The 25064-nt window shown below is 69.2% G+C and carries 29 protein-coding genes; 15 read left to right on the top strand and 14 right to left on the bottom strand.

Annotation, left to right across the window (positions count from 1 at the left end; translation table 11 throughout):
• Positions 1-34 precede the first annotated feature (34 nt).
• From NOCYR_RS11140 to NOCYR_RS30760, 8 genes are all read left to right on the top strand, one after another.
• The gene (locus NOCYR_RS11140) at positions 35-598 is read left to right on the top strand and encodes a nucleotidyltransferase (RefSeq protein WP_014350466.1); all 564 of its coding nucleotides are present in this window, start codon (positions 35-37) and stop codon (positions 596-598) included.
• On the top strand, positions 598-873 hold the full coding sequence (locus NOCYR_RS29930; protein ID WP_014350465.1) for a BON domain-containing protein: 276 nt from the start codon (positions 598-600) through the stop codon (positions 871-873). The genes NOCYR_RS11140 and NOCYR_RS29930 overlap by 1 nt, the downstream gene beginning before the upstream one ends.
• Positions 874-900: 27 nt before the next feature.
• Positions 901-1653: a metallophosphoesterase family protein gene (locus NOCYR_RS11130; protein ID WP_014350464.1), complete on the top strand. Its 753-nt coding sequence runs from the start codon at positions 901-903 to the stop codon at positions 1651-1653.
• A 37-nt stretch (positions 1654-1690) separates the two neighbouring features.
• Positions 1691-2659: a TIGR03557 family F420-dependent LLM class oxidoreductase gene (locus NOCYR_RS11125; RefSeq protein WP_014350463.1), complete on the top strand. Its 969-nt coding sequence runs from the start codon at positions 1691-1693 to the stop codon at positions 2657-2659.
• A gap of 67 nt (positions 2660-2726) precedes the next feature.
• Positions 2727-3059 carry a DUF6766 family protein gene (locus NOCYR_RS11120; RefSeq protein ID WP_014350462.1) on the top strand — a complete coding sequence of 111 codons (333 nt, stop codon included), beginning with the start codon at positions 2727-2729 and terminating at the stop codon, positions 3057-3059.
• A 56-nt stretch (positions 3060-3115) separates the two neighbouring features.
• A complete protein-coding gene (locus tag NOCYR_RS11115) occupies positions 3116-3442 on the top strand; it encodes a hypothetical protein (RefSeq protein WP_014350461.1) in 327 nt (108 codons plus the stop codon).
• 5 nt (positions 3443-3447) lie between these two features.
• On the top strand, positions 3448-4089 hold the full coding sequence (locus NOCYR_RS11110) for a UdgX family uracil-DNA binding protein (protein ID WP_014350460.1): 642 nt from the start codon (positions 3448-3450) through the stop codon (positions 4087-4089).
• Between the two features lie 31 nt (positions 4090-4120).
• Positions 4121-4318 carry a hypothetical protein gene (locus tag NOCYR_RS30760; RefSeq protein WP_014350459.1) on the top strand — a complete coding sequence of 66 codons (198 nt, stop codon included), beginning with the start codon at positions 4121-4123 and terminating at the stop codon, positions 4316-4318.
• Between the two features lie 12 nt (positions 4319-4330).
• Here the strand turns inward: NOCYR_RS30760 and NOCYR_RS11100 are convergent, their stop codons facing one another.
• From NOCYR_RS11100 to NOCYR_RS11075, 6 genes are all read right to left on the bottom strand, one after another.
• Positions 4331-5143 (bottom strand): RNA polymerase sigma factor SigF, encoded by an 813-nt coding sequence (locus NOCYR_RS11100; RefSeq protein ID WP_014350458.1) that lies wholly within the window; start codon positions 5141-5143, stop codon positions 4331-4333.
• On the bottom strand, positions 5133-5570 hold the full coding sequence (locus tag NOCYR_RS11095) for an ATP-binding protein (RefSeq protein WP_014350457.1): 438 nt from the start codon (positions 5568-5570) through the stop codon (positions 5133-5135). The genes NOCYR_RS11100 and NOCYR_RS11095 overlap by 11 nt, the downstream gene beginning before the upstream one ends.
• A gap of 79 nt (positions 5571-5649) precedes the next feature.
• The gene (locus NOCYR_RS11090; protein WP_048834094.1) at positions 5650-6312 is read right to left on the bottom strand and encodes a PAS and ANTAR domain-containing protein; all 663 of its coding nucleotides are present in this window, start codon (positions 6310-6312) and stop codon (positions 5650-5652) included.
• 126 nt (positions 6313-6438) lie between these two features.
• Entirely contained in the window at positions 6439-6849 is a 411-nt protein-coding gene (locus NOCYR_RS11085; protein WP_014350455.1) for an STAS domain-containing protein, read from the bottom strand.
• 200 nt (positions 6850-7049) lie between these two features.
• Positions 7050-9119 (bottom strand): catalase, encoded by a 2070-nt coding sequence (locus tag NOCYR_RS11080; RefSeq protein WP_048834092.1) that lies wholly within the window; start codon positions 9117-9119, stop codon positions 7050-7052.
• A 212-nt stretch (positions 9120-9331) separates the two neighbouring features.
• On the bottom strand, positions 9332-9574 hold the full coding sequence (locus NOCYR_RS11075; protein WP_014350453.1) for a hypothetical protein: 243 nt from the start codon (positions 9572-9574) through the stop codon (positions 9332-9334).
• 198 nt (positions 9575-9772) lie between these two features.
• Between NOCYR_RS11075 and NOCYR_RS11070 the strand changes: the two genes are divergently transcribed.
• Complete coding sequence (locus NOCYR_RS11070) at positions 9773-10003, top strand: hypothetical protein (RefSeq protein ID WP_014350452.1); 231 nt, start codon at positions 9773-9775, stop codon at positions 10001-10003.
• Between the two features lie 5 nt (positions 10004-10008).
• Positions 10009-10242, top strand: a complete 234-nt coding sequence (locus NOCYR_RS11065) for a hypothetical protein (protein ID WP_014350451.1) — start codon at positions 10009-10011, stop codon at positions 10240-10242.
• Between the two features lie 14 nt (positions 10243-10256).
• Here NOCYR_RS11065 and NOCYR_RS11060 read toward each other — a convergent pair whose 3' ends face one another.
• Positions 10257-11723 (bottom strand): aminotransferase class I/II-fold pyridoxal phosphate-dependent enzyme, encoded by a 1467-nt coding sequence (locus NOCYR_RS11060; protein ID WP_014350450.1) that lies wholly within the window; start codon positions 11721-11723, stop codon positions 10257-10259.
• Positions 11724-11795: 72 nt separating this feature from the next.
• Between NOCYR_RS11060 and NOCYR_RS11055 the strand changes: the two genes are divergently transcribed.
• Positions 11796-12938: a glutamate--cysteine ligase gene (locus tag NOCYR_RS11055; protein WP_014350449.1), complete on the top strand. Its 1143-nt coding sequence runs from the start codon at positions 11796-11798 to the stop codon at positions 12936-12938.
• A gap of 39 nt (positions 12939-12977) precedes the next feature.
• Here NOCYR_RS11055 and NOCYR_RS11050 read toward each other — a convergent pair whose 3' ends face one another.
• Positions 12978-14663: a putative PEP-binding protein gene (locus NOCYR_RS11050; RefSeq protein WP_048833266.1), complete on the bottom strand. Its 1686-nt coding sequence runs from the start codon at positions 14661-14663 to the stop codon at positions 12978-12980.
• Positions 14664-14806: 143 nt separating this feature from the next.
• Here NOCYR_RS11050 and NOCYR_RS11045 point away from each other — a divergent pair, with 143 nt between their 5' ends.
• The 4 genes from NOCYR_RS11045 (at position 14807) to NOCYR_RS11030 (ending at position 19134) form a co-directional block, all read left to right on the top strand.
• Complete coding sequence (locus tag NOCYR_RS11045; protein WP_014350447.1) at positions 14807-15574, top strand: DeoR/GlpR family DNA-binding transcription regulator; 768 nt, start codon at positions 14807-14809, stop codon at positions 15572-15574.
• Positions 15571-16521: a 1-phosphofructokinase family hexose kinase gene (locus tag NOCYR_RS11040; protein WP_014350446.1), complete on the top strand. Its 951-nt coding sequence runs from the start codon at positions 15571-15573 to the stop codon at positions 16519-16521. Before NOCYR_RS11045 ends, NOCYR_RS11040 begins: the two co-directional genes overlap by 4 nt.
• Before the next feature lie 13 nt (positions 16522-16534).
• A complete protein-coding gene (locus NOCYR_RS11035) occupies positions 16535-18805 on the top strand; it encodes a PTS fructose transporter subunit IIABC (RefSeq protein WP_014350445.1) in 2271 nt (756 codons plus the stop codon).
• 71 nt (positions 18806-18876) lie between these two features.
• Positions 18877-19134, top strand: coding sequence for an HPr family phosphocarrier protein (locus tag NOCYR_RS11030; RefSeq protein ID WP_014350444.1), 258 nt, complete (start codon positions 18877-18879; stop codon positions 19132-19134).
• 85 nt (positions 19135-19219) lie between these two features.
• On the opposite strand, the gene der is transcribed toward NOCYR_RS11030, so the two are convergent.
• The 6 genes from der to NOCYR_RS11000 form a co-directional block, all read right to left on the bottom strand.
• Entirely contained in the window at positions 19220-20632 is a 1413-nt protein-coding gene (der, locus tag NOCYR_RS11025; protein ID WP_014350443.1) for a ribosome biogenesis GTPase Der, read from the bottom strand.
• Complete coding sequence (gene cmk, locus NOCYR_RS11020) at positions 20629-21306, bottom strand: (d)CMP kinase (RefSeq protein ID WP_048834091.1); 678 nt, start codon at positions 21304-21306, stop codon at positions 20629-20631. Before cmk ends, der begins: the two co-directional genes overlap by 4 nt.
• 65 nt (positions 21307-21371) lie before the next feature.
• Entirely contained in the window at positions 21372-22484 is a 1113-nt protein-coding gene (locus NOCYR_RS11015) for a pseudouridine synthase (RefSeq protein ID WP_014350441.1), read from the bottom strand.
• Between the two features lie 9 nt (positions 22485-22493).
• Positions 22494-23150, bottom strand: coding sequence for an SMC-Scp complex subunit ScpB (gene scpB / locus NOCYR_RS11010; RefSeq protein ID WP_014350440.1), 657 nt, complete (start codon positions 23148-23150; stop codon positions 22494-22496).
• On the bottom strand, positions 23147-24013 hold the full coding sequence (locus tag NOCYR_RS11005; protein WP_014350439.1) for a segregation and condensation protein A: 867 nt from the start codon (positions 24011-24013) through the stop codon (positions 23147-23149). The genes scpB and NOCYR_RS11005 overlap by 4 nt, the downstream gene beginning before the upstream one ends.
• 62 nt (positions 24014-24075) lie before the next feature.
• Complete coding sequence (locus NOCYR_RS11000) at positions 24076-25056, bottom strand: ParA family protein (protein WP_231856061.1); 981 nt, start codon at positions 25054-25056, stop codon at positions 24076-24078.
• Positions 25057-25064: the final 8 nt, after the last annotated feature.

The raw sequence follows: 25064 nt of genomic DNA, 5'->3' as shown, positions 1-25064 counted from the left end.
GATTGAGCACCGCGAACCCGGGTAGGCACCCAACATGGCACCGACGATCGACCAGCTGCTGCACGCGCTCACCCGCGCGGCGAACGCACTGTCCGAGGCCGGGATACCGTTCGCGGTGGCCGGCGGCTGTGCGGTGTACGCGCGCGGCGGGCCCGCCTCCGACCATGACGTGGACCTGTTCGTCCGGCCCGCCGATATCGCCGAGGTGCGCAGTGTGCTGGCCCGCGCGGGCCTGCGGGTGGCCGATGCCGCCGAGGACTGGCTGACCAAGGCCTACGACGGCGACACCCTCATCGACGTGGTCCACCGCCCCAATGACCGTGAGGTCACCGAGGAGATGCTGGGGCGTGCGGAGGTGATGCCGGTGGGCCCGGTCCGGGCACCGGTCATCGACGGCACCGATCTGATGGTCGACAAGCTGCTGGTCTTCAGCGCGCACCGGCTCGATCTCAGCCCGCTGCTGCGCATCGCCCGCGATCTGCGCGAACAGGTGGATTGGCGGTCGGTGCGCGCGCAGACCGAACATTCGCCCTACGCGAAGGCATTCCTCGGTCTCATCGATGACCTCGGAATCGCCGACACCGGAAGAGGCAACTGATGCCAGGCACCACCCACGAACCCGGATCCACTCCGCCGCAGTATCTGGTCGCGCGGCTGCGCCGAGCGCTGGCCGAGGACCCGCGCACCGCCGAACTGGGTGTGCAGATCCATATCCGCGGCGGTGTCGTCGTGCTCGACGGCGAGGTGACCAGCGCCGAACGCAAACAGCGGCTCGAGGACACGGTGCGCGAACTGGTGCCAGGGGCCCGCATTCACAACGAGGTCCGGGTCGGTACGCCCGCACAGCCGGGGCCGAGCGAGGAATTGCGGTAGGGCGTCGAGCGGAAGGAGTTGGCAGGCATGCGGATCGCGGCGGTCGGAGACATTCATCTGGGGACCGATTCACGCGGGCTGCTGCGCCCGGCGCTGGAATCGCTGCCCGAGCGCGCCGATGTGCTGCTGCTGGCCGGCGATCTGACCAAGCACGGCACGGTGGACGAGGCCCGCGTCGTCGCCGAGGAATTCGCCGATCTGCCGGTCCCGGTGATCGCCGTGCTCGGCAATCACGACTATCACAGCGACGCCCAGGACGAGATCACCGATCTGCTCGGCGGGCACCACATCACCGTGCTGGAGGGTTCGTCCACCACGGTGCGCGTCGGCGACTCGACCCTCGCGGTCGCGGGCACCATCGGCTTCGGCGGCGGCTTCGCCGGTAAATGCGCCAGCGTGTTCGGTGAACGCATGATGCGCGAATTCGCCGGACGCTCGGTGGCCCTGGCCGATTCGCTGCGGGTGGCGCTGGCCGGCTGCGACGCCGATATCACCGTCGCGCTGACCCACTACTCGCCCGTCACCGACACCCTGCACGGCGAACCACCAGAGATCTATCCGTTCCTCGGTTCGTATCTGCTCGGTGAGGCGATCGACGACGCCGGCGCCGACCTGGCGCTGCACGGGCACGCGCACGCCGGACGCGAACACGGCACGACGCCGGGTGGCATCCGGGTCCGCAATGTCGCGCAACCGGTGATCCGGGCTGCCTACACCATCTACGACCTGCGCACGGCACCCGAGCCGGCGCAGGTCGGCAGGCCCGGTGCGGTGCGCTGAGCGCGTCCACCACAGGCACCATCGACAGGAGGCAACCATGCAGATCGGGTACAAATTGGCGGCCGAGGCGTTCGGTCCCGAGGAGCTGATCCGTCAGGCGGTGCAGGCCGAGGCCGCGGGCTTCGATTTCGTGGAGATGAGCGATCACTTCCATCCGTGGCTGGACAACCAGGGCCATTCCTGTTTCGCCTGGTCCGCGCTCGGCGCCATCGCCGCGCGCACCGAGCGGATCGGCATCGCCACCGGCGTCACCTGCCCGATCATCCGGTATCACCCGGCGATCGTGGCGCAGGCCGCCGCCACCCTCGCGCTGATCTCGCAGGGCCGGTTCACCCTCGGTGTCGGATCCGGTGAGCGGCTCAACGAGCATGTCGTGGCGAAGGAGTTCCCGCCGGTCGCGGTGCGCCAGGACATGCTGCGCGAGGCGCTCGAGATCATCCGGTTGCTGTGGCGCGGTGGGTATCAGTCCTATGACGGGCGGTATCTGTCGATCTCCGATGCCCGGGTCTTCGATCTGCCCGAGAGCCCGCCGCCCATCGCCGTGGCCGCCGGTGGTCCCGAGGCGGCGCGGATCGCCGGTGAACTGGGCGATGGCCTGTTCGCCACCGCACCCGAAGCCCGCATCGTCGACGAGTACCGGGCCGCGGGCGGAACGGGACCGCGCTATGCCGAGGTCGGTATGGCCTGGGCACCCGATGAACAGAGCGCCGCCGAGGCCGCACACGAGACGACCCGTTGGTCGGTGACGGGCTGGAAGGTGATGAGCGAGTTGCCGAATCCGGTGAACTTCGCCGCCGCGACCACCACGGTGCGCGTGGACGACATCCGCGAGGCGATGGCCTGCGGGTCCGATCCCGCCCGCTATCTCGAGGTGGCGCAGAACTATGTCGACGCCGGTTACGACCATCTGGTGATGCAGAACGCCGGCCCTGATCCCGACGGGTTCATCGACTTCTACCGCCGTGAGCTCGACAAGCCGATGCGCGAGCTCGTCGCCCAGTCCTGAGCAGCCGGTCCGGTCGCGGGGGCGCGGTGGCCTGCGTATACGGCGCCGTGCCGGGTATCGCTGCGGTATGACCCACTTCAGACGATGGGGCGCTGTCTATCTGCTGGTGCTGTTGTTCGCGGGCTCCTGGGCCGCGCAGTTCGTCACCCAGCTCAGCGATTACCGCAGCACCCAGGAAGCGCTCGGGCAGCCCTTCGAATGGGGCGGCTACCTGCACAACTTCTTTGCCAGCACGTTCGAGAACTGGCAGAGCGAGTGGCTACAGCTGATCTTCCAGGCGATCCTGCTGCTCGGTGCCAAGCATTGGCTGTTCGCCGTCGATGCCGAGGATCTCGAACGGATCGAGAACAAGATCGACGCGGTCAACGCGACGCTGGCCCGCACCGGACCGGTTGTCTGAGCCGTTGATTGTGCACGCGCGAGGCGGGTATCCGTCCCGCAGACAGGAGGTGTGTCATGCCGAAGGAATGGACCGACAAACAGGAACGGCAGTACGAACACATCAAGGATTCGGCCAAGGACCGCGGCGCGGGCACCAAGCGCGCCAAGGAGATCGCGGCCCGCACGGTGAACAAGAATCGCGCGCAATCCGGCCAGTCCAAGACCGCCAGCCGCTCCTCCACCCGTGATGTCTCCCCGCAGCATCGCGGCGGCAAGCGCTCGCACAGCGGTTCGAAGGGCCCGACCCGCGACCAGCTGTACAACGAGGCCCGCAAGCGCAATATCGAGGGCCGGTCGAAGATGACCAAGGCTCAGCTGGCCAAGGCCCTCGGCCGGTCGTAGGAGCAGTGAGCACCGCGGCGCGGCGCCCGGCGCGCAAACCGCCCGGTGCCGCCGAATTCGTGCCGCCCGACGCCGATCTGGCGCAACTGCGCGAGGCGGCGGCGGGTTGTCGCGGCTGCGAGCTGTACCGCGACGCCACCCAGACCGTGTTCGGCGAGGGCCCGCCCGCCGCCCGGGTGGTCATGGTCGGTGAACAGCCCGGCGATCAGGAGGATCGCGCGGGCCATCCGTTCGTCGGCCCGGCCGGCCGGCTGCTCGATCGCGCCTTGGCCGAGGCCGGTTTCGACCGCGACGAGGTGTATGTGACCAATGCGGTCAAGCATTTCAAGTTCGTCGAACGCGGTAAGCGCCGCATCCACAAACAGCCCAGCCGCACCGAGGTGGTGGCCTGTTCGGCCTGGTTGAACGCCGAACTCGGCGTGCTGGCACCGGATCTGGTGGTGTGCCTGGGCGCGGTGGCCACCAAGGCCGTGCTCGGCCCCTCCGCCACCGTCGGTGAGGTGCGCGGCGTCGTGCTCGACCGGCCCGACTATCAGGTGACCGCGACCGTGCATCCGTCGGCGGTGCTGCGCTCCACCGACCGCAAGGCCGCCTACGCCGAATTCGTCGGCGATCTGGCCCGCATCCACGACATGGCCCTGCCCTGAGACCACGCGCATCGACCCGAAGGAGCCGGCCGTGCGAACCGACCAGCTGACCCGCCCGAATCCCCCGCGCGAACCCGATCCGGTGCCCGCGCCGCCGCCCCCGCATCCGGTGCCCGAACCGGAGCCGGTGCCGCCGGCCCCGCAGCCCGGCGACCCGCCGGCACCCCCGATCCCGCCGCCGCCGGACCCCGGCCCGTCACCGGATCCGGTTCCGCCGACGCCGGTGTGAGGTGCGAAAACCTCAGTCGCGCAAGGCTTGTTCGCGCACCCAGTCCAGGGTGCGGGACAGGATGCGGGAGATGTGCATCTGTGAGACACCGAGCTGTTCGGCGATCTGATTCTGGGTCATCGATTCGAAAAAGCGCATCCGCAGCACCTGCTGCTCACGTTCGGGCAGTTCGGCGATATAGGGCTGCACGGCCAGGTAGTCCTCGACGTAGCGGTAGGACGGTTCCTCCACCCCGAGCGATTCGGTGAGCGGCAGCGGCGCGTTGTCGGCGTCCTCGCCGCCGCTCACCGTGTCGATCGACGAACTCTGGTACGCGTTGCCCGCGATCAGCGCCTGGGTCACCTCCACCAGGTCGACGCCGAGTTCGTCGGCGAGTTCGCGGGCGCGCGGCATCCGGCCCAGCTGCTGGGAGAGCTTGTCGGTTGCGGGTCCGATGCTCAGCTGAATCTCCTTGACCCGCCGTGGCACTCGCACCGACCAGGTGTTGTCGCGGAAATACCGGCGTACCTCGCCCATGATCGTCGGGACCGCGAACGACAGGAACGATGAGCCGCGCGCGGGGTCGAATCGGTCGATCGCGTGCAGCAGCCCCACCCGCGCGACCTGCAACAGGTCTTCGAACATCTCGCCGCGCCCGGCGAATTTGCGCGCGATGTGCTCGGCCAGCGGCAGACAACGGTCGACGACCTCCGCGCGCGTTTCGGCGCGGCGCGGGTCGTCGCCGGGAATGGCGGCGAGTTTTTCCAGCAGCGGCTCGATGTGGTCGTAGCTGTCCTCGCCGGGATGGCGGCGGGCCTGTCTCGGCCGCTGCCGCTCAGCTGCCATCGGAGCCCCCGCCGCGCACCCAGGTGAACTGCGCCGTGGTGGGGTATCCGCCCGCGTTCTGGTCGAAGGGCCGCTGTTCGGTGCTGATCGACTCGGTCAGGGTGCGCACGATATGCCAGCCGAAGCTGTGCCGGTCGCCGACCGATTCGGTGGCCGCCACCGACGACACCGCTACCGTCATGCGGTTGTCGCCGTAGCTGAAATCGCAGGTGAGTTCGGTATCCGGCACGGCGTCGAGAATCAGCGAGGTCGCCACTTCATCCAGTGCGAGCCGGATATCGGTGACCTCGTCGAGCGCGAAGTCGGCGATCAGCGACACCGTCTCGGCCAAGGCGCGCAGCATCAGCAACTGGTCGAGATCCGCGGGCACGCGCACACCCACCGTCGTCGTGGTGTCCGCGGTTATGCGGGTTACGTCCTCGGTCATGCGCACCACCTTGTCCGCCCTGATCGGGTGTCATCTGCTCGCTTACCCGGGATGATTCGCGCGAAACGCGCGGTGCGGGTTAGCCGGGGACGCGTTGGTGCACCGTCAGCAACAGGTGGTCGAACTCCGAACGCAACCGCGGTGGCGCGGGCCGCAGGGCGGGCAGCTCGGCGATCAATTGGGCGGCCAGCAACCGCACCTTGACGTTGGTTTCCTGGGACCGCCAGGTCAGTACCCGGAACGCCTGGTCGGCGCTGATGCCGTAGACCAGCATCAGCACGCCCTTGGCCTGTTCGATGATCGCGCGGGTGGACAGCAGTTCCGGTAGCGCGTCGTCCAGGGTTTCCTTGCGATGTTCTTCGAGGGTGTCGGTGACGTCGATGTAGTAGCCGGCGGTGCCGATCACCGCGCCGTCGTCGTCGGTCATGGTGTCGGCGACGACGATCACATGATGGGTGCGGCCGTCGGTGTCGACGATGCGGTGGCGGCTACAGAACGGTTCGGCATTCGCGACGGTGTGCTCGAGCAGATCGGCCACGTGGTCGCGGTCCTCGGGGTGTTTGTGGCCGAGCAGCAACTCGGTCGTCGGGGTGACGGCGCCGGGCTCGTATCCGTGCATGCGGGCGACCTCGTCGGACCATTCCCAGCGCTGGTCGCGGAACCAGAACCGGAATCCGCCGACGTCCTCGACGCAGCTGGTTTCGGCGAGATGCTCGAAAGCCTCGACGTCGTCGGTGTCGATTCCGGTCGTGGAGACCGATGCGTTGTCCGTCACCGTTCGATTATCGGCCGCCGGCGCGGCACATGCCAGGAAACGCGCATCCGGCGGCACCGCCGCCGGGTCGCGGTGGGAATCAGCTCGCACAGGTCAGCCGCCGAGCGCTGCCTCGATGGTCGGATAATGGCGGAACAGTGGCCGGACGCCGGTCACCTCGAGTACCCGCTCGACCTCTTTGCGCCCGCACACCAGGCGCAGGTCCAGCCCGCGCGCGCACGCGTCGGCTTTGGCGGAGACGAGCAGGCTCGCCGACCGGATACTCATGAAACCCGCGGCCCGCAGATCCAGCACGACGATGGACCGATCGGTGTGCAGGCATCGGCGCAGCAGATCGTAGAAATCGTCGTACATCGCGGCATCGAGTTCGCCTTCCACCCGCGCGACGGCGCAGCCACGGCGAACGCTGTCCTGCTGGGTCAACCGCCGGATATCGCGCCCGTGCTGCGGTCTGGCCAGCCGGTGCCATTCTTCGGCTTGTTGATGTTCGCTCACCAACGACATCGAATCCTCCTGTGGGACAGGGGCTTCCGATTCGTCTTTTGTACCAGCGAGCGGCCGACGAAGCGACGGCCGAAACGGCGAGATCGACAACGGTGAGACGACCACCGTTACCGAACTACGACGTTCTGGCTAGGAACCGGGGTCGGCTGGGGTCTCAACCTGGCCCCATTCTGGCATGCGAACCGGCCCCTGTCATCCGCTCAGGCGGGGACTCGATCGGTGACCCGCTGCCAGATCCGATGTCCGGCCAGCGCCTCGGCAAAGGCTGCGACGAATCCGTCCGGAATACTCGCACCCTCCGCCGCGGCGACCACCACGCCGTCGACGGCGAAGTCCTGCTCGCCCGGATTCAGCTCCCCGGGCAGTCCCGCGGCCTGCAAGACCCGCGCACCCGCGCCGACCGCCCCGACCGGCTTCGCGTGCTTGAACGCCTCCAGCACGAAGTGCACGGCAGGCCCGGATTCGACCAGGGTGGCGGCGCTGTCACCGCCGCCGGCGACGATCACACCGTCGTAGAGCACCGAGGCCATGGTCGGCAGTGCGCGATCGACCACGACCGGATCGCCGGAGCCGTCGGACCGCAACCGGCCACCGTGCGGGGCCAGCACCTCGGCCGTCGCGCCCCGGTCGGCCAGCGCGGCCCGGAGGGTGTCGATGCCGGTGGAGTCGGCGCCGTCGGCGGCGAGGATCGCGATCTTGCGGGTGGCGATGGAATCAGGGGCGAGATTGAGCTGCGACAGCGCCGGGGAGACCGGTACGTCGTCGACGCGTTCGCTCTCCGGCACCGGAAGGCCCAGCTCCACCGCGACCCGGCCGGCCAGCCCGGGATCGATGCGGACCAGGTGGTCGAGCACCCGCGAGCGGATCTCCACCCGCCGCACCTTGCCGAGTTCGAAGCCGAACGCCTCGACGATGTGCTCGGCCTCCGGCGGTGACATGCTGCGCCAGAACATCCGCGGCTGCCGGTAGTACTCCTTGAAGCTTTCCGCGCGCGCCCGCATGGTCTCGCCGTCGACTCGGCGGGTGTAGTGCCGATAGACGTCGGCGTCGGCCAGCGCCGGGCAGCCGCCGCCGATGGTGTTCTTGGTGTAGAACGCCTCACCGCGCGGCACCGCGTGCTGGCCGTAGCCGTCCTGCTGATGATTGCGCACATCGGCGAGCGGACGGTTGACCGGCAGTTGCGCGAAGTTCGGCCCGCCCAGCCGGATCAGCTGGGTGTCGAGGTAGGAGAAGTTGCGCATCTGCAACAGCGGGTCGTTGGTGAAATCGATGCCGGGCACCACGTTGGCGGTGTGGAAAGCCACCTGCTCGGTTTCGGCGAAGAAATTGTCCGGATTGCGGTTGAGCACCATCTCGCCCACCGGCCGGACCGGCACCTGCTCCTCCGGGATGATCTTGGTGGGGTCGAGCAGATCGAAATCGAAATCGAACTCCTTGTCCTCCGGCACCAGCTGCACACCCAGTTCCCAGCTGGGGTAGTCGCCGGCCTCGATGGCGTCCCAGAGATCGCGCCGGTTGAAATCGGGGTCACGGCCGGCCACCTGCTGGCATTCGTCCCACAGCAGCGAATGCACACCGAGGCGCGGCTTCCAGTGAAACTTCACGAAGGTGCCCTTGCCGTCCGCGTTGACGAAGCGGAAGGTGTGCACGCCGAAACCCTGCATCATCCGGTAGCTGCGCGGCAGCGCCCGGTCCGACATCAACCACATGATGGCGTGCAGCGTCTCGGGCTGTTCGGCGACGAAATCCCACAGGGTGTCGTGCGCGGATTGCGCCTGTGGGATCTCGTTGTGTGGTTCGGGTTTGACCGCGTGCACGAAATCGGGGAACTTGATCCCGTCCTGGATGAAGAAAACCGGGAAGTTATTGCCGACCAGGTCGTAATTGCCCTGCTCGGTATAGAACTTGGTGGCGAATCCGCGCACATCGCGCACGGTATCGGCCGAGCCGCGCGAGCCGGCGACGGTGGAGAACCGCACGAACACCGGCGTCCGCACCTGCGGTTCGGTGAGGAATTTCGCCACCGTGTAGTCGGCGAGCCAGCTGTCATAGGGCTGGAAGAAACCGTAGGCGCCGGCGCCACGGGCATGCACCACCCGCTCGGGGATGCGTTCGTGATCGAAGTGGGTGACCTTTTCCCTGGCGTGGAAGTCGTCGAGGAGGGTGGGGCCACGCTCACCGGCCGACAGCGCGTCGTCGGTGTGGTCCACCCGCACTCCCTGCTGGGTGGTCAGGTAGCCGCGGTCGCGGTCCTGGCGGACCGGCTGCAACTGTTCGCTCTTGGCGTCGGGGACCGGTGACGTCTCGGTCGGCTGTTCGGTGCGTTCGTCCACGATGGGCCTCCAGGCTGGTCGACCAAACCCTGTCGCAGGGCGGCTTCCCCGCCGCGCGCGGACTAAACCGCCCCACACACGACAGCGGTTGCCGGGCACAGGCCACGGCAACCGCTGTTCGTTACCACCGTCTCGGGGCGGTGCAGCTGTTATTCGCCTTGATGCGACCGCTGCCGCGCCTCGTCGAGATCGGCTTCACGACGCTGCTTTTCGGCTTCGGCCTCTTTCTTGGCGGCTTCGCGCTGGGAATCGGCCTTTTCCTGCTGCGCACGACCTTCGTCGCGCAGCTCGTCGTTACCCATTACCGTCCCGGCGGTCTCCTTGACCTTGCCCTTGACACCTTCGACGACGCCTTCGACGCCCTCGCGGGGACCGCTGTTGGACTCCGACACGATAGTCACCTCCGTGTTTTCGGTTCCTGCTGGACAGTCGCCGCATACCCGGTATGAGCGGGCTCAATCCGGGGGTGGCCGCCGTCACCGCGTGGTGTTTGTTCCGCCGGACGCCGGGTAGCGCCTCGGTGACGGCGAAATCCGCCGTCGACGGTCATCACCGACGACGATCAGTACCGCCCAGGAGGTGCGAAAAACATGGCCATCGATCAGGAAACCGGACAGATCACCGGAACCAAGGACAAGGACTACAACCTCATCTGGTTCGCCGAAGCCTCGATGAGCAACGCGCTGCGGATGGAGATCTACAGCCAGGACGCCGAACGCGCCGGCGACAACGAACTGGCCGAATTCTTCAAGCGGGCCCAGGGCGAGAGCCGCAAGGGCGCTGAGCAGGCCAAGGCACTGCTCGCCAAGCGACTGGGCTGATCATCATGGCGATCTGCGATACCTGCGGCAACGACTACGACAAGACCTTCACGGTCAGTCGCAACGGGCAGTCGTGGACGTTCGACAGTTTCGAATGTGCCGCGAGCGAACTGGCACCCGCGTGCGCGCACTGCGGATGCCGGGTGCTCGGGCACGGTGTCGAGGCCGCCCAGCAGGTGTACTGCTGCGCGCACTGCGCGCGCCGGGCGGGCCACGACCAACTCGTCGATCACGCGTAAATGCCGGTGGCCGATCAGCGTCGCGCGACGACGCGGATGGTGCGCAACGACGGGTCGGCGGCATCGGGCACATTCATCCCGGCCGCCACCCCGGAACGCAAGTAATCCGCCACCGCGTCGTCGATCAGCTCACCCGGTACCACCACCGGAATCCCCGGTGGGTACGGGGTGAGCTGCTCTGCGGCGATGCGGCCCGGCGCCTCGTCGATGGGCACCGATTCCAGCGGTCCGAAGAACGCATCCCGCGGCAGCATCACCGTGTCCAGCTGGATCTCCGACGGTGACGGCAACCGGATCGGCGGCGGCGCGTCGGCCGGATCGACCTGCTCGCGCCAAGCCCGCACTCCTTCCACCAGCGCGTCGATGCTGGTGTCGTCGTCGGCGGTGGACAGCGTCGCCAGGATCCGGCGGTGATCGCAGAGCCCGAGATCGAGCAGGCGCTGCTCACGCAGCCAGTCGGCGGCCTGATAGCCGGTGGCGCCAGTGCCCGCGACATCCATCAGCACCTGCAAGCGGTCCAGGTCGTGGGAGGCCTGATGGCCGAGCAGCACGTCGTCGAGGACATCGATATCGGGAATCTGATCGAGTTCGTGACGCGCCCGTTCGGCGACTCGCAATGCGGCGCCGAGCAATTCGTGCCCCTCCTGCACCATCTGCCTGCGCCAGCCGTCCAGCGCCGAATAGATCAGCACATTGGGGCTGGTGGTCATCAGCAGGTCCGCGCACGCGCTCAGCAGCGCGCGGTCGATCAGATCGCCCTGGACATGGAAGACCGAGCCCTGCTCGAAGCCCATGCCCATCTTGTGCACGCTCACCACGCAGACGTCGGCGCCGACGTCCATCGCCCAGGTGGGCAGGTCCGAATGGAACGGCAGGTGCGCGCCCCACGCCTCGTCCACGATCACCGGTTTGCCGCGTTCGTGGCAGACCTCGACGATGCCGGCCAGATCCGCGCAGGTGCCGTACGGGCTGGGGCTGACGACGAGCGCACCGGCGGCATCGGGTTGGCGTTCCCAGGCCTCGCGCACCTGCTGCGGGGACGGTGGGTGCGACATATGCCGTTCGGCATCCCAGCGTGGGGTGATCCAGTGCGGCTGCACACCGGAGAAGATCAACCCGGCCACGATCGATTTGTGGCTGTCGCGGGCGACCAGTAGTCCGCCGTCCTTGCCGCCGGCCACCGCCATCATCGCCGCCTTCACCGACAGCGAGCTGCCGCAGGTGGAGAAGAAGGTGGTGTCGGCGCCGACCGCGTCGGCCATCAGAGCTTCGGCCTCGGTGAGGTAGCCCCCGCGCGAAAGCCGATCGTCGAGACCGGGCCCGGCGAGCACATCGGAGCGGAACGCGTCGAGGCCGATGGTCTCGGCGACTCGCTTGTCGACTCCACGACCCTGTCGATGTCCCGGTGGTGTGTATCCATACCTGCCCGTGCGCCGGTAGTCGGCCAGCGCATCGAGCAGCGGAGCTCGTGCATGGTCCATGATCGTTGTCCTACCCGATCGGGCCGGAAATATGTCGATACCACCCGCGCGGAGGGCGAGTAGCCTACGAGAATGGACCCGGCCTCATCGACAGTCGGCGTTGAAGAGGAATTTCTGCTGGCGGATCCGCGCAGCGGGGCTCCCGCGGCGAAAAACGTCGAGGTGGCCCGGTCCGCCAAGGACATCGGTATCGATCTGCAATTGGAATTGACCCGCTGCCAGGTGGAGACGTGCACCGGCGTGCACACCGACACCGGGGAATTGCTCACCGAATTGCGCGCCCTGCGCAGCGGCGTGGCCTGTTGTGCGCGCGAACAGGACACACGCCTGCTCGCGGTCGCGATTCCCCCCACGGTGCCCGAGGGATTCCCGGTCACCGACACCCCGCGCTATCAGCGGATCGCCCGCAATTTCGGCATGCTCGCCCATGAGCAGGGCCTGTGCGGGTGCCATATCCACGTGGGTATCCCCGACCGGGAGACCGCCGTGCAGGTCAGCAATTTCATGCGCCCGTCGTTGCCGATTTTCCTGGCGCTGACCGCCAATTCCTCGATCTACCGCGGCTCCGATACCGGATATGCCAGCTGGCGCAGTGTGCTGTGGCGGCGCTGGCCCAGCGCCGGTCCGCCACCGTATTTCGCCGACGCCGAGGCCTACGACGCAATGGTTGAGATGATGCTGTCCAGCGGCAGCATCCTGGACAAGAAAATGGTTTATTGGGATGTCCGGCCCTCGATCACCTTCCCCACCGTGGAGATCCGGGTCAGCGATGTGCCCGCCACCGTCGCCGAAACCGCCATGCTGGCCACACTGGTCCGGGCCACCGTGATGACCGCGCGCGCCGACCTCGACCGCGGACGCACCGCGCCGATGATCTCGGCGGAAGTGCTGCGGACCGCGTACTGGAAGGCCGCCCGATCCGGCCTCGACGGCGACGGCGTCGACCCGATCGACGGCCGGGTGGCGCCGATGCGCACGCTGCTGAGCGACCTGCTGGACCGAATCGGACCGGCGCTGACCGCGCTGGACGCGCACGACTTCGTCCGCGAGACGCTGAGCGCGGTGCTCGCGCGGGGCAATGGAGCCCATCGTCAACGGGCCGCCCTGCACGCCCACGGCGAGATCGCGGATGTTCTCGCGGTACTTCAAGACGCCACGCTCGAGGGCTGCGCGACGTCGTCTGCTGGAGCGGCGGGTTCGGCTCCGGCGGGATAGGTTGCGGCGCACCTCCTGCCGTGCGCGGGTTCCGCTGGGTCAGTGCAGGATTCGGCGCGCCCGTGCGCGTGCGTCCTCGGGATCGGTCGCCTCGAGCACTGCGGCCGCGGCGGCTTCGCAGTCGGCCAGCGTCACCGTGGACAGTTGCGCGCCGACTCCCGCGACGGCCGGCGCGGCGGCCGACAGCGAGGTGACGCCGAGGCCGGTCAGCACGCAGGCCAGCAACGGGTCGGCGGCCGCTTCGCCGCACACACCCACCGGTTTTCCCGCCCGCCTGCCCGCGGCGGCGGTGCGCGCCACCAGCGTCAGTACGGCGGGCTGCCACGGATCGGTGAGCGCGGCCAGATCCGGTGACATCCGGTCGGCGGCCATCGTGTACTGGGCGAGATCATTGGTGCCGATCGAGACGAAATCGACCTCGGCCAGGATCGCCTCGGCCAGCAGGGCCGCAGCGGGCACCTCGATCATCACCCCCGCAACCAGTCCGCGATCGCGCACCTTGCCGGCGAAGCTACGGGCCTCGCCGACGGTGGCGATCATCGGCGCCATCACCATCGGCGGGGTGTCGCGACCGGCGGCCGCGGCGGCGATGGCGTCGAGCTGGCGGTCCAGGATGCCGCTGTCGCGGGCCGTGATCCGGATGCCGCGCACACCGAGCGCCGGGTTGGCTTCCTCGGGATGGTCGGCGAAACGCAGCGGCTTGTCCGAGCCGGCGTCCAGCGTGCGGATCACCACCTTGGCGGTGGGATAGGCGTCGAGCACCTCGCGGTAGATGCCGGCCTGCTCCGGCACCGACGGCTCGGAATCGCGGTCGAGGAAACACAATTCGGTGCGGAACAGTCCGATGCCCGCGGCAGGCGTCTGCGTCGCCGCCCGCGCACCGGCACCGTCCTGGACGTTGGCGAGGATGTCGACGCGGTGACCGTCGCTGGTGGCGCCGGGCCCGGTCCAGCTCGCGTTCCGGGCGGCGGTCGCGCGATAGCCCGCCACGGCGGCCCGGGCGACAGCCGGGTCCGGGTCGACGGTCACGGTGCCCGCCGCGCCGTCGACCAGCAGTTCGGTGCCTGCCGCCACGTCGTCCAGACCGGTCACCGCGACCACGCACGGGATGCCGAGCTGACGGGCGATGATCGCGGTGTGGCTGGTGGCACCGCCGAGCGAGGTGGCCAGCCCGACGATGCTAGCGGGATCCAACCCCGCGGTATCGGCGGGTGCCAGGTCGCGCGCGATCAGGATGGAGGGGCGATCCGGCGTGGGGACGCCGGGCTCGGGCAGCCCGAGCAGTTCGGCCACCACCCGGTCGCAGACATCGCGCAGGTCGGTGACCCGTTCGGCCATCACGCCGCCGAGTTTGGTGAACATCGCGGCGAACTGCTCGGTGGCGGCCGCGGCCGCGGCGGGTGCCGCCATCCCGGTGGCGATCTGCTTCTCGGCCGCGCCGAGCCAACCGCGGTCGGTGGCCATGGCCGCGTTGGCCGCGAGCACCTCGGCCGCCGCCCCGCTCGCCGCGCCCGACCGATCGCGCAGCCGCTGGGCCACCACCTCGGCCGCCGCGTGCAGTGCGGTGGTTTCCGATGCCCGATCGGACTCCGCAATTGTGTCCGTTCGGGCATCGACGGTCGCCCGCGGATTGGGACGAATCGCGGGCGCGGCCGCTACACCGGGGACCGCCGGCGTTCCGCGCAGCACCGATTCAACGGCTTCTACCTGCTGCGATCGAGTCATTCGCGGTCTCCTTCGCACCGAACTCGGACTGTGGCCTTCATATCACCGAATGAGTGGATGTGATCCAGACTACTCCAAACCATTGACAAAGCAACACACTCAGACGTAAAACAACATAAACCAACATTCGCAGGAGGATCGGGATGTACGCAGAGGAGCGGCAGCAGGCCATCGCCACGCTGGTGGGTCAGCGCGGTCGCGTATCGGTGACCGATCTGTCCGAGCAGTACGGCGTCACGAGCGAGACCGTGCGCCGCGACCTCGCGGTCCTGGACCGGATGGGCCTGGTGCGCCGGGTACACGGCGGCGCGGTTCCGGCCGCCGCGCTCACCGCCATCGAACTGGGCACCTCCGAACGCGAAACCGCGCATACCGCCGAAAAGGAACGCATCGCCAAGGCGGCCGTGGAATTCCTGCCACCGACCGGCGGCAGCGTGCTCTTCGACGCGGGCACCACCACCGCCCGGGTCGCCGCGCTGCTACCCGCCGACCGCGAGCTGGTCGGAGTCACGAATTCCCTTCCCGTGGCCACCCGGCTCAGCGGCCACGCCGGCGTGCAGTTGCATCTGCTCGGCGGGCGCGTGCGCGGCGTCACCCAGGCCGCCGTCGGCGCCGACACCCTGCGCGTGCTCGCTGGGCTGCGCGTCGATACCGCGTTCATCGGCACCAATGCCCTCACCCCGGCCCACGGCCTGTCCACTCCCGACGTGGACGAGGCCGCGGTGAAGCGGGCCATGGTGGCCAGCGCCCATCGCGTGGTGGTGGTCGCCGATTCGTCCAAGATCGGCCGCGAGGATTTCGTCCGCTTCGCAGGCATCGACGAAATCGACGTGCTGGTCACCGATTCCGGGATTCCGGCATCGGTGCGCAATGAGCTCACCGGCAGCGGCATCGAGGTGGTGGCGGCATGATCGTCACACTCACCGCGAACCCGAGTATCGACCGCACCGTCACGCTGGCCGAACCGCTGCTGCGCGGTGCGGTGCATCGGGCGCGCGGGGTCGTCACCCATCCGGGCGGCAAGGGCGTCAACGTGTCCCGGGTGGTCGCCGCCGCGGGTGTGCCGACCGTCGCCGTGCTGCCGGGCAACGCCGACGATCCGCTGCTGCGCGCGCTCACCGACGCCGGGATCGAGCATCGCAGCGTGCCGACCGCGGGGTCGGCGCGCATCAACCTCACCGTCACCGAAGCCGACGGCACCACCACCAAAATCAACGAACCGGGGCACCCGCTCGATACGGCCGCACGGGAAGCGCTCGCCGGCCTGCTGAGTGAACTCGCCCCGCAGGCCGAGTGGGTGGTGCTGTCGGGTTCGCTGCCGCCGGCCGTACCGCAGGACTGGTATGTCGAGTTGATCCAGCGGCTGCCGAACACGCGGATCGCCGTCGACACCTCCGACGCTCCGCTGTGCGCGCTCGCCGACCGGACCTATTCGGCCGCACCGGCATTGATCAAACCCAACGCCGAGGAACTGGCTCAGCTCACCGGCGGCGCGGCCGACGCGCTCGACGATCCGCTCGCCGCCGCCCGGGCCGCCGCCGCACTGGTCGACCGCGGGTTCGGTGCGGTGCTGGCCACTCTCGGCGCGGCGGGCGCGGTGCTGGTCACCCCGGAGGGCGCCTGGCATGCCGGCGCACCCTCGATCCGCCCGCGCAGCACGGTCGGCGCGGGCGATTCCGCCCTGGCCGGCTATCTGCTCGCCGACCTGGCCGGTGCCGCACCGGCCGACCGGTTGCGCCGCGCCGTCGCCTACGGCAGCGCCGCGGCCGCCCTGCCCGGCACGGGCCTGCCCGGCCCGCACCACACCGACCCCGACGCCGTCTCAGTGACGTCGCTGGACCTCCTCCCCCATCCCTGAAGGGCGCATCGCGATGGCCGATCCGATCATCACCCCCGCAACGATCACTCTCGACGCCGATCTCGGCCCGTCGAAACAGGACGTGATCGCCGCCCTCGCGCAGCGGCTCACCGCTGCGGGCCGCGCCGAGGACGCGGACGCCCTCACCGCCGCCGCCCTGGCCCGCGAGGAGCAGTCCGCCACCGGCTTACCGAACGGCCTGGCCATCCCGCACTGCCGCGCGGCCACCGTCACCACCGCCTCCCTCGGCTTCGCCCGGCTCGCACCGAAGGTCGATTTCGGTGCTCCCGACGGCCCCGCCGATCTGGTGTTCCTGATCGCCGCCCCGGAGGGCGCGGGCGCCGAGCATATGAAGCTGCTGTCGAGCCTGGCGCGGGCACTGGTCAAACCGGAGTTCGTCGACCGGCTGCGTGCGGCCGAATCGGCGGATGCGGTTGTCGCGCTCGTGGATTCGGTGCTGGAACCGGCAGCCGGTGCAGGTGCCGCGGGTTCGACCGCATCGGCAACGAAAACCGGCGCTCCGGCGTCCCCGGCGACTTCATCCGCTGCGGCAGTCTCGACCGCCGGTTCGGCTTCCCCGGGATCAACTCCCGGGCCCTCGGCAGCGGGCACAGCCTCTCCGGCGGAATCGGCGGCAGCTCGCGATGCGGCCTCGCCGGCGGGCGGCGCCGGGGCCCAGTCGGCGGTCTCGGATGCAGCCTCGGGTGCGGGTGCACTTATCGGCATATCGGCCGACGCATCCGACAGCGGGCCGCACACCTACGCAGCGACACCGCCTGCCGGCGAGGGTCTTTCGGCTGAGCACACCCCCGCATCGACCCGCACGATCGTCGCCGTCACCGCCTGCCCCACCGGCATCGCGCACACCTACATGGCCGCCGATGCCCTTGTCGCCGCCGGTGAACGCGCCGGGGTGCGGGTCCAGGTGGAAACGCAGGGGTCCAGCGGCACCACCCCGCTGTCGGCCGCCACCATCGCCGCCGCCGATGCCGTCATCCTCGCCACCGACGTCGGGGTGAAGGACCGGGAGCGGTTCGCGGGCAAGCCGGTGGTCGAATCGGGGGTGAAGCGGGCGATCAACGAACCCGACGCGATGATCGCCGACGCACTGCGTGTGGCTCGCGATCCCGCCGCGGCGCGAGCGACGACGGCTGCCGCGCCGGAGCCCGAGGCCGCGGCGCTGGGCTGGGGCACCCGGTTGCGGCAGATCCTGCTCACCGGCGTCAGCTACATGATTCCGTTCGTCGCCGCGGGCGGACTGCTGATCGCGCTGGGCTTCCTGGTCGGCGGCTACGACATCGCCGACAACGCCTCGACCATCGTGCTGGACAATTCGCTGACCTCCCTTCCGCCGGGCGGGCTGGCCACCTATCTCGGCGCGGTGCTGTACCAACTCGGCTCGCTGGCGTTCAGTTTCCTGGTGCCCGCGCTGGCCGGCTATATCGCCTTCGCCATTGCCGACCGGCCCGGCCTGGCACCAGGTTTCACGGCGGGCGCGGTGGCGGTGTTCGTCGGCGCCGGTTTCCTCGGCGGGCTGGTCGGTGGCCTGATCGCCGGGTTCGCGGCGCTGTGGGTGAGCCGGATTCCGGTGCCGCAGTGGGCCCGCGGGCTGATGCCGGTGGTGATGATCCCGCTGTTCGCCTCGCTCATCGTCGGGCTGCTCATGCTCACCGTGCTCGGCAAACCGCTGGCGGTGGTGACCGAAAGCCTCACCGACTGGCTCAACGGTCTGTCCGGGACCTCGGCCGTGGCGCTGGGCATCATCCTCGGCCTGATGATGTGCTTCGACCTGGGCGGTCCGGTGAACAAGGCCGCGTATTCGTTCGCGGCGGCGGGGCTGTCGGTGAACGACCCGGCGACGCTGAAGATCATGGCCGCGGTGATGGCCGCCGGGATGGTGCCGCCGCTGGCCATGGCGCTGGCCTCGACCGTGCTGCGGCCGGGCCTGTTCACCCCGGCCGAACGGGAGAACGGCAAGGCCGCCTGGTTGCTCGGCGCCTCGTTCATCTCCGAGGGCGCCATCCCCTTCGCCGCCGCCGACCCGCTGCGGGTGATCCCGTCGATGATGGCCGGCGGGGCGGTCACCGGGGCACTGGTGATGGCGACCGGGGTGACGCTGAGCGCACCACACGGTGGCATCTTCGTCTTCTTCGCCGTCGGGCAGATCGCCTGGTATCTCGTGGCGATCGCGGCGGGCACCGTCACCGCCGCCGTCTGCGTCACCGCCGCCAAGAGCTTCGGCCGCGCCCGCACCCGCACCGACGCGGCCCTGGTCACCGCTTGAACAGACCGAAACCCGCGCCCCGGCGCCCGTCCGCACTGCACACTCGTACCCACCGGAAACAAGGAGTAGAAATGCCGAGCACCACCGTCACCGTCGGTTCCTCGATCGGCCTGCACGCCCGCCCCGCCGCCCTGATCGCCGAGGCCGTCGCCGCCTCCGGGGTCCCGGTCACCCTTGCCCTGCCCGGCGGTGAGCCCGTCGATGCCGGCTCGTCGCTGATGATCATGACCCTCGGCGCCACCTTCGGCACCGAAGTCGTCGTCACCAGCGACGATCAGCCCACCCTGGACAAGATCGTCGGCATGGTCGCCAGCGACCTCGACGCCTGAGCCGCGTACGGGCCCGTCCCGGCGAGGACGGGCCCGTCGGACCGCAGTTGCAGCGGCTCCAGCGACTGACGCGCTGACTGTGCGCCTACTTGCGGGGCCGCTTCTCCCGCACTCGCACCGAGATCCGCACCGGCGAACCGTCGAAACCGAATTCCTCGCGCAGCCTGCGCTCCAGGAAGCGACGGTAGCCCGCCTCCAGGAAGCCGGTGGTGAAGAGCACGAATGTCGGCGGACGGGTGGTGGCCTGGGTGGCGAACAGAATGCGCGGCAGACGCCCGCCCCGCATCGGCGGCGGGGTCGCGGCGACGACTTCCTTGAGCCAATTGTTCAACCGGCCCGTCGGAATGCGCTTGTCCCAGGATTCGAGCGCGGTCTCCATGGCCGGCACCAGCTTCTGCACGGCCCGGCCGGTGTGGGCGGAGATATTGACCCGCTGCGCCCACGGCACCCGTACCAACTCGCGGTCGATCTCCTTCTCCAACTGCAAGCGGCGGTCCTCGTCGACCAGATCCCACTTGTTGAACGCCAGCACCAGCGCGCGCCCGGAATCGGCGACCAGGCTGATCACCCGCAGATCCTGTTCGGTGATCGGCTGCGAGGCATCGATCAGCATGATCGCCACCTCGGAGGCCTCCAGCGCCGACTTGGTGCGCAGCGAGGCGTAGAACTCGGTGCCGCTGGCCGTGGACACCTTGCGGCGCAAGCCGGCGGTATCGACGAATTTCCAGACCTTGCCGCCCAATTCGACCAGCGTGTCGACCGGGTCGACGGTGGTACCGGCGACATCGTGCACGACCGAGCGCTCATCGCCGGACAGCTTGTTGAGCAGGCTCGACTTGCCCACATTCGGCTTGCCGACCAACGCGACACGGCGCGGACCGGTCCCGCCGGTGCCCTCACGCGGGGTTTCCGGCAGCACCTCGAGCACGTCGTCGAGCAGATCGCCGGTGCCACGACCGTGCGCGGCCGACACCATCCGCGGCTCACCCAGACCCAGCGACCACAGCGTGGCGGCATCGGCCTCGACGCGCTGATCGTCGACCTTGTTCGCGACCAGGATGACCGGCGTCTTCGACCGGCGCAGCACCTTCACCGCGGCCTCGTCGGTCGCGGTCGCGCCGACGGTCGCGTCGACGACGAGCAGGATCGCGTCGGCGGTGTTCATCGCCAGTTCGGCCTGCCGGGCCACCGACTGCTGTAACCCCTTGGCGTCGGGTTCCCAGCCGCCGGTGTCCTGCACCAGGAACCGGCGCCCGGCCCAGTTGGCCTCGTAGGAGACGCGGTCGCGGGTCACCCCTGGCACGTCTTCCACCACCGCCTCGCGACGGCCGAGGATCCGGTTGACCAGCGTCGACTTGCCGACGTTGGGCCGCCCGACGACGGCGAGGGTCGGCATCGCGATATGTTCGCCCGCCTCCAGATCACCGTCGAGATCGGTGATCTCCCATTCGGATTCGTCGCTCCATACACCGTCGCCGGCGAGCACATCCTCGCTCATTTGGCCTCTCCCGTCGTGCGCACCGAAACCTGCTGCGCGACAACGCGATACAGCTCGTCGATGACCTCGTCCATACTCAGTTCGCTGGTGTCGACCAGCACCGCGTCCGCGGCGGGGCGCAGTGGGGACACCTTGCGGGTGGAATCGAGGGTGTCGCGGCGCTGCACGTCGGCCAGCACCGCGGCGTAGTCGTCACCTCGCCCCTCGGCGATGTTCTGCTGGTTGCGCCGCTGGGCCCGCGCCTCGGCGGAGGCGGTCAGGTAGATCTTGGCGTCGGCGTCGGTGAGCACGACGGTGCCGATATCGCGGCCCTCGACCACGATCCGGCCCGCCGACACCGCGATTTCGCGCTGCAACGCCACCAGCGCCTCACGCACCTCGGGCACCGCCGACACCGCCGACACCGCCTTGGTGACCGCGTCACCACGGATCTCGCCGGACACGTCGGCGCCGTCGAGCTGAATCAGCTCATGGCTGGGGTCGGTGCCGATGGTCAGCGGCAGATCCGCGACCGCGGCCGCGATGGCGGCAGGGTCGGTCAGGTCGACGCCTTCGCGCAGCACCCGCAGCGTCGCGACCCGGTACATGGCACCGGTGTCGAGGTAGCGGGCGCCCAGCCGGGCGGCGAGCCGGCGCGACACGCTGGACTTGCCGGTCCCCGACGGCCCGTCCATCGCCACCACCAGCGACGCGGACCCCGACAGCTGCCCGGGCACCTCGACCGCGCTCTCCACACCGTTCACAACGACACCGCCTCGTAGAGTTTGCCGATTTCATCGCGACCCAGCACCCGCAGGGTGCCCGGTCGTTGATCGCCCAGCGCCACCGGGCCGATATCGGTGCGCACCAGCCGCGTCACCGGATGGCCGACCGCGTCCAGCAGCCGGCGCACGATGTGCTTGCGCCCTTCGTGCAACACGATCTTGACCAGCGAACGTCCCTCACCGATATCGAGCACCTGGAAACGGTCGACCTTCGCGGGACCGTCCTCCAGTTCGACACCGTCGCGCAGCTGCTTGCCGACCGCGCGGTGCACCTCACCGTTGACGGTGGCCAGATACGTCTTGGACACCTCGAACGACGGATGCATCAGCCGATGCGCCAGATCGCCATCGTTGGTGAGCAGCAGCAGGCCCTCGGTGTCGGCGTCCAGGCGACCCACATGGAACAGCCGCTGACCGGCGGCGATGCGTTCGGCGACGATATCGCCGACGCACGGGCGGCCCAGATCGTCGGACATGGTCGACTGCCAGCCCTTGGGCTTGTTCAGCGCCAGGTGCACCAGTTCCTCGCGCACCACCACGCGGGTGCCGTCCACCCGGATGACGGCGTGCTGCGGGTCGATGCGCAGACCCTGCTCGCGCACGATCATCCCGTCGACCTCGACGCGGCCCTGCGCGATCATGTCCTCGGCGGCGCGCCGGGAGGCGACACCGGCCTTGGCCAGCACCTTCTGCAAGCGCTCACCCTCGCCCCAGGGCAGTTTGGTGTGGGTGCCCTCGGCGGGTTCGACATGCTGGCGCTTGGCCGGCTTGGCGTTGCTCAGCTGCGGCGCCGAGGCGGTCTGGCGCTGCGGCTTGGGCGGCTTGTTCTTGCGGGGCGGCTGCGCCCGATCGGGCCTGCGGGCGGCGCCCTGTGCACCGCGCTGCGCCGGGGTCGCCGAGCCGCCACGCTGGGCGCCGGCCGATCCGCCGCTGCCGCGCCGAGGGTCGGCGCCGGCAGCGCCGCGCGGGGTGACGCCGCGCTGGGCTGCCCGCGCATCGCGGGTGCCGACCGGCCGCCCACTCCTGGGGTGCTGGTCGTTACGTTTCCTACGGTCCGGTGTGCCATCTCGGCGAGCGGGTGTATTCACGTTGTCCTGTCAATCCTCGGTGCCGAGATCCAGATCGTCCTCGGCGGGCTTCTTCAGCCTGGTGTAGCGGGGGTCCGTCTCCAGGCTCTCGTTGATCTCATCGATCAGGTCGACGCCCGGTAGCAGGGGCGCCAGTGGTGGCAGATCGCTCAGTGACGCCAGCCCGACCCGTTCCAGGAACAGTTCGGTCGTGCGGTAGAGCGTCCCGTTGGTCTCCGGGTCGACGCCTGCTTCGGCGATCAACCCTCTGGCCAGCAGGGTGCGCATGACGCCGTCGACGTTCACCCCGCGCACCGCGCTGACCCTGGTCCGGGTCACCGGCTGGCGGTATGCCACCACCGCCAGCGTTTCCAAGGCGGCCCTGGTCAATTTCGACCGGGCGCCATCGAGCAGCAACCGTTCCACATACGGCGCGTACTCGCTGCGAGTATAGAAGCGCCACCCGTCACCGGCGAAACGCAGATCGATCCCGGACCGCCGCGCCGACAGCTGCGCCGACATCTCCCGCAGGGTGCGTTCGACCCGTTCGGTGCTGTCGTCGAGGGCCGCCGCCAGCTGTTCTACCGGGGCGGGAGTGTCGACGACGAGCAGAATCGCCTCGAGCGCCGAGCGGAATTCGTCGTCGTCGAGGGGCTCGGGGGTGAACTCTGCCACTGCGTCGGTCATCCGTAATCCTCTTCGATGGTCACCGGGTCCTGCGCGTGCTCGTCGTCGGGGCGTTCGCCGATCCAGCTCACCGCCAGCGGGCCGAGCGGATCGGGCTGCTCGAACTCGATGGTCTTGCCGCGATAGAGCTCGAGCAGCGCCAGGAACCGGGCCACGATCTCGATCGGGGCGGTGCAGTCGGCGACCAGTTCGGCGAAGGTGGTCCAGCCGCCCGCACCGCGTTCCTTGAGCCGTTCCAGCACGATCGTGGCCTGTTCGGCGACCGAGACCGCATGCGCGTGCAGGTGGTCCAGGCCGACCGTCGGCACCGGCCGTGGCCGGAACGCCGCGGCCGCGATCTCGGCGAATCCGGCCGCATCCACGCCGAGGGTCACCTCGGGCAGCAGGTCGGTGAAACGGTCCTCGAGCCCGACGGCGCGCGGATACCGGCGCAGCGCCGCCGCCTCCAGCTCGCCGAGCAGTTCGGCGACCTGCTTGAAGGCCCGGTATTGCAGCAGCCGGGCGAACAGCAGATCGCGCGCCTCGAGCAGTTCCAGATCCTCGGCGTCGGTCACCTCACCCGACGGCAGCAGCCGGGCCGCCTTCAGATCGAGCAGGGTCGCGGCGACGACCAGGAATTCGGTGGTCTGATCGAGGATCTTGTCCGCCCGCAGGCCCGACTGCTCGGCCAGGTCCGCCGTCAGCGCCTTGGTGTAGGCGATGAACTCGTCGGTCACCTTGTGCAGCGCCACCTCGGTGACGTCGAGACGGCGCTGGCTGATCAGCGTCAGCAGCAGGTCGAACGGGCCCTCGAAATTGCTCAGCCGCAGATGGAATCCGGACGTGGGTTCGGGAGCCGTGGTCGAGCCGGGCTCGGTGCCCATGGATGAATCGGTGGAGCCTGAAATATCGGTACCGGTCGACAGTGCTGGCTCGGCGGCTCCGGTCACCGGCCGGACCGGTGGATGACTTCCCGCGCCATCGCCCGATATGCCTCGGCCCCACCGGATTTCGGCGCCCACGTGGTGATCGGCTCACCCGCGACGCTGGCGTCGGGGAAGCGCACGGTGCGCGAGATCGCGGTGTCGTACACCAGATCACCGAACACCTCGACCACGCGCGACATGACCTGCCGCGAATGCAGCAGCCGCGCATCGAACATGGTGACCACGATGCCGTACAGGCTCAGCCGCGGATTGAGCCGGTCGCGCACCTTCTCCACGGTGTCGTTGAGCAGGGCCAGCCCGCGCAGCGAGAAGTACTCGCATTCCATCGGGATGATGACCCCGTCGGAGCAGGCCAGCGCGTTCACCGTGAGCAGGCCCAGCGAGGGCTGACAGTCGATGAGGATGTAGTCGTAGCGCGAGCGCACCGATTCCAGGGCGCGGCCCAGGGTCTGTTCCCGGCCGACCTCGTTGACCAGCTGGATCTCCGCCGCCGACAGGTCGATATTGCTGGGCAGCAGATCCATGTTCTCGACCCTGGTCTGCATCAGCACGTCGTCGATGGCGACCTTGGAGCCGACCAGCAGGTTGTGCACGGTGAGTTCGAGATCGTGGTGGGCCACCCCCAGCCCGGCCGAGAGCGCGCCCTGCGGGTCGAGATCGACCAGCAGCACCTTGCGGCCGTATTCGGCCAGCGCGGCACCGAGGTTGATGGTGGAGGTGGTCTTGCCGACCCCACCCTTCTGGTTGCACATGGCGATGATCAGGGCGTCACCGCCGGGTGCCGCGGCGGGCGGTTCGGGAACCAGACGCAACGGACGCCCGGTCGGGCCGAGCTCGACGTCGTCGGGCACCGGCGCCGCCTCCACGGCATTGCCCCATACCGAGGAGGCTCCGGTGTCGGCGTCGAGTCCCGCGCCGGCGTCCGTAAGCGGCTCCGTCCCAGCACCCATCGGCGGCTCTGCCGCTCCGGCTGTCGTCACGATCCGCT

The sequence above is a fragment of the Nocardia cyriacigeorgica GUH-2 genome (genome assembly GCF_000284035.1).
Taxonomy (GTDB): domain Bacteria; phylum Actinomycetota; class Actinomycetes; order Mycobacteriales; family Mycobacteriaceae; genus Nocardia; species Nocardia cyriacigeorgica_B.
The sequence above is the reverse complement of the archived record's forward strand: the minus strand, read 5'-3'. Positions and strand labels throughout refer to the sequence as shown.